This is a genomic window from Caballeronia sp. SL1002, assembly GCF_057814995.1.
Window position 1 is genome coordinate 227179 of record NZ_JBYMUW010000001.1, and the last position, 11247, is coordinate 238425.

Here is an 11247-nt window from a genome sequence, read left to right on the forward strand (position 1 = left end):
ATGCGGCGATTGAACCGCAGAGCGAATATTTGGCTCGCCATTATTGATGCTGCGCCACGATGGACACCGTCGTGAATGGCGAGTGGTCCGCCGCCAGCGTCGCGCAGCGCCGCAGGTTATTCGATCCGGTTCTCTTCTTTCAACGCGGCTCGCATGCGGCGATGCATCTTAGTGGCGATCTAACTCCTCGGCCTTCCGCCGTGCAGCAATCCGCCGCAGCGCAGGCCTGCGTGCGAGCATCTGTGACGCTTAGGTATCTGTGTTCGCGGTATAAGGCGTATGAGGTTGCCTATGAATCGAAGGTTTCTGCTCGCTTGCCCGAAGACGGGGACGAGGCGAAAGACATGTTGCGAGCGTCGCGCGACGGCGGCTATTAGTGTCGGAAAACCCAGCCAATGCAGTTCGTTGGTCAGTAAAGACGGGGCAGTTGAGCGGAATCGTCCGGGGCGGGCTTTCGAGGTGCGGTCGGCTCCGCGACCTCAGAGTGATTAGCGTCTGCCAACGCGAAGAGCAGGACGATTTGATTGGCCGCGCTCCGCAATCGGCCGCATTCAAGTCTCCGGCATCGGTCCTGTGCCTCAGCGTCGGGATTTCGATAGCAGGTGCCCGCATCCTAAGTTCGTTGCCAGTTGCCAGACATAGACGCGCGAGAACTTCACGCCGAACTTACTCTGGATCAAGTGCATCAGTCGCGCGTTGGTCCAGGCATCGCTCTCGAACCCGAAATCCTTCGCGGATCGCTGCAACGCCGCCGATATCCAATCTGCGCCGTCCTCTCCGAGGGCCGATGTTCTTCCTCCGACCCCCAGCGTAAGGATCGCATCGACCCCGCCAACATCGAAGAGCGTCCGGTACCGACTTACCGTCTGCCTGGACAGCTGCAGCGCTTCTACGATTTCACGGTCCGACGCTCCGTTCGACAACATCTCGGAAGCTCGAAGACGCCGGGTCACCGTTGGCCGCTCGACCTTTTTCTTTAGCATTAGGCATTTCCTGAGAAGAGTCCGCCGAGAGGGACGCCGGAAGAGGGGAGTCGCTGCCAAGTAGCTCGTCGAGCAATGCAGGAAGATGCTTGATGCCACTAGTGCTGCGGCGCCGGAAGCTTTCCTGTTTCTTTACCTTTGATAGCTCGTTTGGAAGGAAAAATAAAGATCAAAAAAGTCAATAACTGGACTAAAAAGATCTTGATTGGTCGTTGAATTTGGATTATCTACCGGGCCGGAGACGCTCCGAACCGAGTGTGACGCCGGCCGAAAATCTCTTTGGCAGGTGTTAAATTGTTTGCTAGCATTCAGCGACGATCTCGTGAGATGTCCTAGACAAGGTTGGGCGGCTGTCCTTGTGCCGTTCACGATTCCGGCAGAACTGCTTGGCGAACACCCTATCGTCGGTCCTAAAACGGGGAGCGCATGTGAACTACAGTTATGTCTGGCTGCGCCGGGCTTCAGTTGCGGTTCCCTTGGCAATCGTGAGTCTCACTTGCCTCGCCCAAGAAGGTGCCGACGATGCGAACAAGAGCAACAATCCGCTCAACCTCGCGTCGTCCTTTAACATCCAGAACTCGTTTGTGCCGAGCCTTTTTGGGGTTAACGGCCACACCAACGATATCTTGCTCAGGCCGACCATACCCGTAGGCCCGAACGGAGTCATCCCGGTCCCGGAAATCTTTAGGGTGACGGCGCCCATTAGCACCCGGCCGGACCCGAGCGGCGGATACAACACCGGCTTGGGCGATATCAATCTCTTCGATATATTTCTGCTTAGTCAAGGCGAGACGCAGATTGGCGTCGGGCCGCTCGTCACGGCGCCTACGGCAACTGACCCGACACTCGGCACCGGAAAATGGCAAGCAGGTCTTGCTGCGGTCGTTGTCAATGCTAACAAAGCGAGGTTGATCGGCGCTCTGGTGCAATGGCAGCGTTCCTTCGCCGGCCAAAGCAGCCGTCCGACCGTTCAGTCGCTCACGGCGCAACCATTCGGCATTCTCAATCTGCCCGATGGGTGGTACATCCGCTCAACCGGCGTTTGGACCTTCGACCTTCAGCGCGGCAACTACTACATGCCAGTTGGTCTCGGCGCGGGCAAAGCCTGGCGGGGCGGCTCGACCATCTACAACGCGTTCATGGAGCCGCAGTACTCGGTAGCCCATTCGGGAAATGTGCCGAAGTGGCAGATTTTCGCAGGGCTCAACATGACGTTCGGAAAATAGCATTACCAGCCGAGGCCGCAGACCCATGCATCGAACCATCCGTCGGATTGGAGCGCTAGCGCTCAGCCTGCTGTTCATCGCCACGAACGCGCATTCCCAAAGCGCCAGTAGCCCAGAAGACGCGCGCAGCATCGCTAAAGATGCGTACATATACGCTTATCCGATGCTGTACAACTACAAGACAATGTACGAACAAGCGATCGACCCGAAATCGAAAGCGTACGTCGGTGGCTTCGGGAAGTTTCGGAACTACGCCAGCCCCTACGGACCTGAAAACACCGACATCGTAACGCCGAACAACGACACGCCTTATTCATGGGCGTGGCTGGATTTGCGACGAGAGCCGTGGGTGCTCAGTGTGCCGGCAATCCGGGACAACCGTTACTACGTGTTTCAGTGGATCGACTTGTTCACTTATAACTTCGCGTACGTCGGATCGCGCACGACGGGGGACGGCGCGGGGCATTATCTGTTCGCCGGCCCGCATTGGACAGGCGACAAACCCAAGGGAATCGACAAGGTATTTCGTTCAGAGACCGACTTCATTTTGACGCTCGGCCGGACGGCGTTGGATGGACCGAAGGATATCGGGCGGATGCAGGCTATTCAAAAAGGATACCGCCTCACACCGCTCTCGACATTCGAACACAGTAGCGCATCTCGCCCCGCACCGAAATTGAGTTTCCCTGTTTGGAACGAGGCGAGAGCGACGTCGATTGAGTTCATCGGCTACCTTAACTTCCTGTTGCAGTTCGCACAGCCGACTGCGCCATCCGAAGTAGACCTTATGCAGCGCTTCGCCCGCATCGGCATTGCACCGGGCAAGCAATTTGATGCATCGGCCTTGGCGCCGGACATGAAGCAAGCTATTGAGGCAGGCGTCGCCGACGGAAAGAGTGCCGTTGCGGAGGCCGAAAAGCGTACAACGAGCTCATACGACCTATTCGGTACGCGACAAGATCTCAACGGCAATTATCTGATACGCGCCGTCGCGGCGGCCATGGGCATCTACGGGAATACCAAGGAGGAGGCAGTCTACGTTGGCACGCGACTGAACGCGGACCATCAACAGCTGGTCGGCTCACAGCCTTACGTCATTCATTTCGATAAAAAGGATCTGCCCCCGGCGCGTTTCTTCTGGTCCATGACGATGTATGACCTCCCGGGACGCCACCTTGTTGCGAATCCGATCAAGCGCTATTCGATCGGCGATAGGACAAAGGGCCTGAAATACGACGTAGACGGCTCGCTCGACATCTATGTCCAGCAAGCGTCGCCGGGCGCGGATAAAGAGTCAAACTGGCTGCCAGCGCCGCAAGGCGCTTATGACCTGATCGCACGGATCTATGGACCGGAAAGAACGGTATTCGACGGAAGCTGGAAATTCCCGGTTCCGGAGAAACGGTGAGATGAGGCACCAATTCGCTGACGACCCAGGAAAGGCTATTGTGACGAACAGTATGGGATGCCGTACCGGATGGGTGTTCAGGAGCGCGGCGTTGAGCGTTGCATTGAGCGCGGGCTTCGTAAGCCTTGCCAACGCGACTGAGGGAGGCATCGGGCGACCGCTAACCGGCGAACAAGTGATGCCTTACGCCGGCATCGTTCCGCCGACGTCCGACTGGATCGTGTCCCTAAGTACAATCTATTACGACGGATCGCTTGGAGCATCGAAGTCGCTTCCCGTCGCCGGAACGGTTACGGCCGGGCTTGATTATCAGGTAATTTACACGATCGCGAATCTCGTGAAGACCTGGGGCGTCTCCGTCGGCGGATGGAACTTCGCCTCTTCATTTGGCGTGCCGTTCCAATACACGAACGTTTCGAGCTACCACGGCATCCTACCGGACGACGTTGCCACGCAATTTGCGGACATTTTCTTCACACCGATTGTCGCCGGCTACCACTTGTCCAAGACGGACCACATCGCGCTGAGCGTTCAGATGTATGCGCCGACAGGCGCCTACAGCGTCGGTCGGCTTGCCAATGCGGGGCAGAACACATGGACATTCGTACCGACCATCGCGTACACACATCTGATTCCCTCTCATAACATCGAGTTGTCGGCTAACTACGGTATTCAGTTCTACACGGCCAATGACAAAACGCATTATCAAAACGCTCCGCTTAGCGTCCTTGATCTTTTGGCGCTTAAGCGATTTTCCGGGGGATGGGGCGTCGGGGTGGTAGGCGGGTGGACTCAGCAGCTCGGAAACGATACTGGCGGAATCGCCGAACTAACGGGCGGTGCGAGCGGCCACGCCGTAGGCATCGGGCCGATGGTGACGTGGTCGGGGAAGATCGGCCAGACGCCCATTTCAGCGTCGCTTCGCTGGGTCAACGAATTCCAAGTGACTCGGCGCCCGAAAGGCAACGTCGTGCAGCTTTCGATCGGCGCGACCTTCCAGTAGCAGGCTTCCGAGGCTTGATCGGACCATCCCTCGTCTTGGCAACCGTCACGTTTAAAGCAGGAGTCGCAATGGGCAAGGCACGGTGTTTTTTTGTTTTCGCGGCTGCGATAGTGGGCGTCGTTCCCGTCGTGTTTGCACAATCGGTGTCGACACGGGTGACGGTCGATAACTTTGTGCGAGCCGAGTCAGACCAGTATGTCGGCGCTCTTGTTAAACAAGGCGGCCTCGGCAAACTGCTTCACCGACGGGAACCCGCTGCCATCGAAGACCAAGCCATTGTTCGGCTCAACCGGGACACGCTCTACACCTCTGGCGTCTTTGACCTTGACGCTGGTCCGGTGACAATCACGATGCCTGACCCCGGCAAGCGCTTTATGTCAATGCAGGTCATCAACGAAGATCACTACGTGCCGAACGTATTCTACGGCGCTGGAGCGCACACGCTCACACGTGAGAGCGTCGGCACTCGGTACGTCGTCGTCGGCATCCGCACTCTCGTCAATCCAGGCAGCCGGGACGACATCGCACAGGTGCATGCATTGCAAGACGCGATAACGCTGAACCAGCAAGCGCCTGGGAAGTTGGAGCTTCCCAGGTGGGACGCGGCTAGCCAAAAGAAAGTCCGGGATGCACTACTAGTTCTTGCCGCAACAATTCCGGACTTCCGTCACGCCTTCGGAACCAGACAAGAGGTCGATCCGGTTCGACATTTGCTCGGCACGGCCGCGGCTTGGGGCGGCAACCCTGACCGGGACGCGACCTATTTGAACATCACGCCATCCCACAACGACGGCAAAACAGTCTATCGCCTGCACGTGAAGGACGTTCCGGTTGATGGCTTCTGGTCTGTTAGCGTCTACAACGAGAAGGGTTACTTCGAGAAGAACAGTCGAAACGCCTATGCGCTTAACAACCTTACGGCCGAAAAGGGCGCGGATGGAAGCATCGATATGCAGTTTGGCGGATGCGATTCGTCCAAGTCGAATTGTCTGCCCATTGTCCCTGGATGGAACTACACGGTTCGACTCTACCGGCCCCGCGAAGAAGTCTTGACGGGCGCATGGAAGTTCCCCGATCCGGTACCCATGGATTAGCTTCGTTAGGCGCCGCGCCGCAGCCTAGTCTCGGAGGGAATGCACCTTTTGTGCACTGGCTTGGTGGCCTAGGGATATTGTGGTTCTCCAGTTCAGTGTGTTTCTTGGTCGCTCCCCAGACACCGCGACGGTCGAGGACTTGCGGCGCTACCAGTAGCATCTGGTCGATTACGAAGAAGAAATTTCTCTCACCCGCCGTACTACTCATCAACAGAGCTTCGCCGGGGAAGCAGTTGTCGCGCCGTTCGAATATCCGAAAGGCGGACGAACGCCGTCGTCGGCACGTTTATGACCGGCAGGAAATAGTGGATCTGTGCGAGATCGCACGCTCCACTCGTCCCGGTGCGGGCTGCACGCCTAAAGTCCACGATCGCTTCTTGCTGGAGCCGGGTACACCGGCTCTGACGGCTCGTCCCTATTTCTGGTTCGAAGTTGGTCGCCGTCGGACTGCTGGACAAGTCACTGAGAGCGGGGCAAACCAACGTACCGCTTCGGAGCACATAGTAAGGACGTGACTTGCCTGACTCGAACGATTCCGCAGCAGTTCTTGCATCGCAATAATGCATCGAGGCCTCACGCGCCGCTGTGATCAGTTCGTCGACGCTTTTCGCTTGGACGGACGTAGCCACGGTACTCATTATGACAAGAACCATTCTATACATTTTGTCTAGCCAGTCTTGTTTGCGCAAATTGCTATATCGATTCTTCGGGCAGACCAGTTAACGCGCGTGCCCATTTGTTTGGAAGAGATATGCGGATTTAGGGTGAACCCCCTACGATCGAACACTCAACTCAAGCAAGTGGGGATGGGAGTGCGTTCGCTTATTTCAACTTTCACTTGTGCTGGCGGAACACCCATTCGCGGACGGGTTCGACCATCTGAGCGATGCGCCAGGTGTGACGGTGCCCGCTTTGAGCCCGCCGTCGTGTGTTCAATGGTAACTTATCAGAGGAGGCTTGCCGGCGCTGGTAAGACGCGGTGAGGATTTGAGTGAGGACGGGTCGCCAACGTCGGCGCGACGGTCTGGAGGACCGAGGTGGTCCAACCCGACGAACGCAGGGGACTCCTGGATCGACATTCGGCCGCGCGCGGATCCCATGAGCAGCCATTCGATCAGTGCCTCGTGCGCGAATGATCTCGTTTCCGCAGGTGCGAGCAGCGTGGATCAGGCCGACAGACCTTACGGCATTCAACTGATCCAATTTCTATTCCGTTAGAGCTGTGCGTGTCCTACGACCGGATTGTTATGCGGCACAAGACGGCTTTGCAGCAGAGGGACTGTGCCGGCTTCACAGTAGTGGCCCGCGACGGTGATGCCGCGAGGATCACGCAGAACAGCGCGAAACACCAAATTAGGTGGCGACTGGAGTTCTATTGAGCCCCGTCTCTTGCCATTCACCACTGCACGGATAAAGCCGGACGACTTCGTGGTGCCTTAACTTGACCAGCGGAGATGCGGAGAATCGCGACACAAGAGGTCGTCTGAAGCGTTGACTGACGGTCTCAGACGGCAGAATCTCCGCCTTGACTCGCTGCGACGCGTACGTTAACTGAATCTAACCAAACGTCCAGCTCGACGTTGAAAACGCGAATCGGCCGGTCCGACAGCCGGATCCTGTAGGTGCATCCCGGCCGCCTGAAGCGGTGCCGCCGTCCATGTTCCGCCATCAAAAAGTCGACGCCGCGCTTCCGGCGACCGACCGCTACCGCGAAATACGCTTGTTTTATGCGACCGTCCGCCTGCGCTAGCAGATTCAATGGACAACATAGCACTTGGATGGACACTGTCCGAAATTCACGTTTTTCAACAGCGATGCGGTGCGCGTTACAACAGCGCGTTGATCGTTCCGTCTCTTCATATTTCGAGTCTGTACCCAACGCCATACACGGAGACGAGCGGATCACTGCCCGGCCGCACATGCTGCAGCTTACGGCGTAGATTCTTGATGTGACTGTCGATAGTGCGGTCGGTAACCACACGATGGTCGTCGTACAGGTGGCTTAGCAGGTAGGTGCGAGGAAAGATTCGTCCCGGTGCGTTCATCATCAGCGAAAGCAGCCGGAATTCGACGGGCGTGAGTCTGAGCACGATGCCGTCGAGCAACGCATGATGAAACTGTTCATCCACTTCGAGGCCGTTCTCCGGCTTCGACGCGCCAGCGGGTCCCGAGGCGGCGGGTGACGAGCGCCGCAAGATAGCCTTCACCCGGGCGACGACCTCTCGTGGACTGAACGGCTTGCAGACGTAATCGTCGGCACCGAGTTCGAGACCGAGCAGACGGTCGATTTCGTCCACGCGCGCGGTCAGGATGATCACAGGAACTGCTGAGAACTGCCGAAGTTCTCGACAAATATCCATGCCGCTCCTACCGGGGAGCATCACGTCGAGAAGCATCAGCGACGGCGGCGTCGCCCGGATAAAGGGCGTCACCTCACGGCCGTCCGCAAGCGTCGTGGTGGTGAAACCTTCGAGATGCAAATAGTCGGTGAGCACAGCGGCAAGCTTAGGCTCGTCCTCGACAATCAAAATATGCACGGGGCGCTCGACAGTCATCGCGTCAATCTCCTCCCAGCGGAAACCGGGCGGTGATCGCAACGCCGCCGAGCGGCGAGGCCTGCGCTCCGATGGCGCCGCCGTGTGCGCCTACGATCGCGCGGCATAGCGCAAGACCAAGGCCTGCGCCGCCGCTCTGGCGGCTGCGCGATTCATCGACACGATAAAGACGATCGAAGAGATATTCGAGCGCGGCGTCGGGCACGCCCGGCAGCGAATCCTGCAACTCGAGCTGCCATGCATCGGCGATGTGTGAAAGCGTTACGCGCACATAGCCGCCTGGGTCCGTATAACGCAGCGAATTTTGCAGCAGGTTCTTCAGCAACTGCACGAAGCGCGCGGGGTCGACGTCGAAGCTCGCGTGAGCGGTTTCTTCGGGACAGATGAATTCGAGCGCGATCCGCTTCGCCTTGAACGATTCGCGCATCGCTTCAACGGACACGCGGGTGAGTTGTGCGACATGCGTCGGCGTCTTGTGATAAGTCAGCGCGCCAACATCGCTCAGCGAAAGCTCGTACAGGTCTTCGATCAGCTTGTTAAGCATGCCGACCTCGGCTTGCAGCGATGTCAGAGAATCGCGATCGAAGGCGTGCACGCCGTCTTCGATCGCTTCGAGTTCGCTGCGCAGCACCGCGAGCGGTGTGCGCAGTTCATGCGAAATATCCGCGATAAAGTCCCGGCGCGAGCGCTCAGCTTTTTGCAGTGAATCGGCCAGCACATTGAAGTCGCCCGCGAGGCGGTCGAGTTCGTCGCGCCGGCCCGCCGGCACGCGCGTGGTGTAGTCGCCGCCCGCGAGACGGTGTGTCGCGTTCATCAGGCGCTTGACCGGCGCGAGTACGATGCGCGCAAGCAGCAACGCGACGAGGGCCGCTAGCACGACGGCCACTCCCGCGATCTGCCAGGTGGCGCGCATCTGCTGCGCCTGAAACGCGATGTCCGCGGCGTCGGACAGCGTGTCCGGGCCATCGGCCGCCAGCCAGCCCACAATACGGCCGTTATGGACGACGGGCTTCATTGCGCTGTCGGGGCCGAGGTCTGGGGCCGACGTGACCACGAGTTCGCGATTGGCGTCGAAGAGCGCTGCGCGCGGACGCAAGCGATGCGCGCTGCGATTAAAGCCATCGTGCGAGGGCGCCGGCGCGCGCGAATCGCTCGGGTCGCTGCGCTCGACACTCCCCACGATCGCGCGGTCACCGCCCACCGTCATGCCCGACTCGGGCGGTGGAGCCGGAAGGCGCATGCCCCAGTGCGGTCCTTCGGACTGACCCGAGAGCGGCTCTAGCAACTGCTGAACGCTGCCGCTGCCGGGAAAGGTCTTCCAGCTCGGCTGCTTTCCGGTCTGGGCTGCGGCGAGCTCTTGCCGGACGGCCTCGTCCTGCGCGCTGTCGAGCAGCGCGAGCCACGCGTCCGGATGTTCGCGAAGGAAACTCCAGTCGCCGTGAATCGCGTAGCCGCGTCTGACCTTAGCCACAATCGCGTTGACGCGCCCCGCGTCGCGTTCGCGGACATAGTGCAAGAAGCCGTTCTCGAAGCTTACACGCACGGCATAGCCCATCGTCAGTGCAATTACGAGGCAGGCGATCAATACAGCTAGAAACATTTTCCAGGTAATGCCGAAGCGCATCTTTGCTCGCCGCGCGCTGACGCGCGCGAGCAGGGCGCTTAAATGACCTATTGGCCAGAAAAAGTAAGTTGGGCTGGGCATGGCGGGATTCTAAAGGATCGCGATATGGCACTTCGTCGTCCGGGCAAATCTCCACGACTTCTCCATCCTTTCTTCATTGTGGCTGCGCCGTTACTGACTACGATGCCTGTGCGTTAACGCCTCGCCTCGGCGTCTCGAGACATCCAAGGAGGAAACGGAATGCAAGCTTCGGCGAATTTAAGCACTGCCGGCACGCGGGACGTCTGGCCTGAGTGGAGGTCCGGCGTCGACGCCGCGCCGAGCGCCGACGCCGCGGCCGCCACGGCCCCGCCGCCCGATCGGTCCGAGGCGTTCGTCAAACTGCGCGGCTGCAGGATCTCGGCGCCGCTTTCTCAGATGTGGGGCGCGCGCTGCCGGATCGTCGAGTGGGTCGACCGCAGCGGAGAATACTCGTGCATGGCCGTGCCGGATGCCGCGAGCGTTGAGGAAATCCGCGAGCGCATGCGGCGGCACCGAAGCGGTCTGCGCCATTTCGTCACCGACGACCCCGAAGCCCCGCAAATGCGCACCCGTCTGCGCCGCACCTGAGCACGGGCACTGACAAAACCACCAATCCGGAGACGCCGTTGAAAACCCGCATCCTTCTCGTAGAGCCCGACCCGGCCGTGCAGGAGAAACTTCGCCGCAGCCTCGCAATGCAGCCCATGCAGGTCGTGCCACTGACGACTGTCCGGTCGCTGTTCGCGGAAATCAAGCGCGAAGCCCCTTCGCTGATCGTATTGCGCGACGGGCTTCCCGACACTACCAGCGCAGCCGTCCTGCAGACGCTGCAAAGCACGGGTTACGACATACCAGTCGTAGTGATCGGCGCGTCGAGCGGATCCATCGACGCCATCATCTGTCTCGAACTTGGCGCAGACGACTACGTGAAATTGCCCTGCAATGAGCGTGAATTCTTGACGCGGGTGCGCAACGTCCTGGGCCGGATGCCGCGGAAAACGCCTTCGCTCGTGGACCAATCCGGCAAGTGCAGAGTGGGCCCGTTCGTCCTGGACTTCAATGCGCGTCTGTTGCTGCGCGATGGTGAACCGGTACCGCTGCATCCGTTGTTGTTTGCCTTGCTCGAACTGTTCGCGCAGCGTCCGCTTACCGTATTGTCGCGTAGCAGTCTCGCCGACCAATTGGGAGAGTTCGGCCCGGGCCGCTGCGGCCGGTCGCTCGACGTGTTGATTTGCCGTTTGCGCCGGGCGCTGGAAGACGAGCCTGCCCGGCCTCGCTACATCCAGACTGTTCGCGGGCGCGGCTACGTCTTCAGCCCGCACTGATGCGCGGC

General features: G+C 59.3%; 10 protein-coding genes. 7 read left to right on the top strand and 3 right to left on the bottom strand.

What is annotated here, in order from left to right:
* Positions 1 to 59 precede the first annotated feature (59 nt).
* The gene (locus AC3D25_RS01115) at positions 60 to 377 is read left to right on the top strand and encodes a hypothetical protein (RefSeq protein ID WP_488886675.1); all 318 of its coding nucleotides are present in this window, start codon (positions 60 to 62) and stop codon (positions 375 to 377) included.
* 201 nt (positions 378 to 578) lie between these two features.
* On the opposite strand, the gene AC3D25_RS01120 is transcribed toward AC3D25_RS01115, so the two are convergent.
* A complete protein-coding gene (locus AC3D25_RS01120) occupies positions 579 to 983 on the bottom strand; it encodes a helix-turn-helix domain-containing protein (RefSeq protein ID WP_488886676.1) in 405 nt (134 codons plus the stop codon).
* A gap of 428 nt (positions 984 to 1411) precedes the next feature.
* Here AC3D25_RS01120 and AC3D25_RS01125 point away from each other — a divergent pair, with 428 nt between their 5' ends.
* From AC3D25_RS01125 to AC3D25_RS01140, 4 genes are all read left to right on the top strand, one after another.
* Positions 1412 to 2209, top strand: coding sequence for a hypothetical protein (locus tag AC3D25_RS01125; RefSeq protein WP_488886677.1), 798 nt, complete (start codon positions 1412 to 1414; stop codon positions 2207 to 2209).
* Between the two features lie 25 nt (positions 2210 to 2234).
* Entirely contained in the window at positions 2235 to 3617 is a 1383-nt protein-coding gene (locus AC3D25_RS01130; RefSeq protein WP_488886678.1) for a DUF1254 domain-containing protein, read from the top strand.
* Between the two features lie 91 nt (positions 3618 to 3708).
* Entirely contained in the window at positions 3709 to 4620 is a 912-nt protein-coding gene (locus AC3D25_RS01135) for a SphA family protein (RefSeq protein WP_488886679.1), read from the top strand.
* 68 nt (positions 4621 to 4688) lie between these two features.
* Positions 4689 to 5714 (top strand): DUF1254 domain-containing protein, encoded by a 1026-nt coding sequence (locus tag AC3D25_RS01140; RefSeq protein ID WP_488886680.1) that lies wholly within the window; start codon positions 4689 to 4691, stop codon positions 5712 to 5714.
* A gap of 1856 nt (positions 5715 to 7570) precedes the next feature.
* Here the strand turns inward: AC3D25_RS01140 and AC3D25_RS01145 are convergent.
* Positions 7571 to 8269: a response regulator gene (locus AC3D25_RS01145; RefSeq protein WP_488886681.1), complete on the bottom strand. Its 699-nt coding sequence runs from the start codon at positions 8267 to 8269 to the stop codon at positions 7571 to 7573.
* Positions 8270 to 8273: 4 nt separating this feature from the next.
* Positions 8274 to 9893, bottom strand: coding sequence for an ATP-binding protein (locus AC3D25_RS01150; protein WP_488886682.1), 1620 nt, complete (start codon positions 9891 to 9893; stop codon positions 8274 to 8276).
* A gap of 240 nt (positions 9894 to 10133) precedes the next feature.
* Here AC3D25_RS01150 and AC3D25_RS01155 point away from each other — a divergent pair, with 240 nt between their 5' ends.
* Both AC3D25_RS01155 and AC3D25_RS01160 read left to right on the top strand, forming a co-directional pair.
* A complete protein-coding gene (locus AC3D25_RS01155) occupies positions 10134 to 10502 on the top strand; it encodes a DUF2866 domain-containing protein (protein ID WP_488886683.1) in 369 nt (122 codons plus the stop codon).
* A gap of 38 nt (positions 10503 to 10540) precedes the next feature.
* The gene (locus tag AC3D25_RS01160; RefSeq protein ID WP_488886684.1) at positions 10541 to 11239 is read left to right on the top strand and encodes a winged helix-turn-helix domain-containing protein; all 699 of its coding nucleotides are present in this window, start codon (positions 10541 to 10543) and stop codon (positions 11237 to 11239) included.
* The last annotated feature ends 8 nt before the right edge of the window (positions 11240 to 11247 follow it).

Coding starts and splice junctions, on each gene's coding strand:
- AC3D25_RS01140 (WP_488886680.1), top strand. CDS start 4,689: ATGGGCAAGGCACGGTGTTTTTTTGTTTTCGCGGCTGCGATAGTGGGC.
- AC3D25_RS01120 (WP_488886676.1), bottom strand. CDS start 983: ATGCTAAAGAAAAAGGTCGAGCGGCCAACGGTGACCCGGCGTCTTCGA.
- AC3D25_RS01155 (WP_488886683.1), top strand. CDS start 10,134: ATGCAAGCTTCGGCGAATTTAAGCACTGCCGGCACGCGGGACGTCTGG.
- AC3D25_RS01145 (WP_488886681.1), bottom strand. CDS start 8,269: ATGACTGTCGAGCGCCCCGTGCATATTTTGATTGTCGAGGACGAGCCT.
- AC3D25_RS01150 (WP_488886682.1), bottom strand. CDS start 9,893: ATGCGCTTCGGCATTACCTGGAAAATGTTTCTAGCTGTATTGATCGCC.
- AC3D25_RS01130 (WP_488886678.1), top strand. CDS start 2,235: ATGCATCGAACCATCCGTCGGATTGGAGCGCTAGCGCTCAGCCTGCTG.
- AC3D25_RS01115 (WP_488886675.1), top strand. CDS start 60: ATGGACACCGTCGTGAATGGCGAGTGGTCCGCCGCCAGCGTCGCGCAG.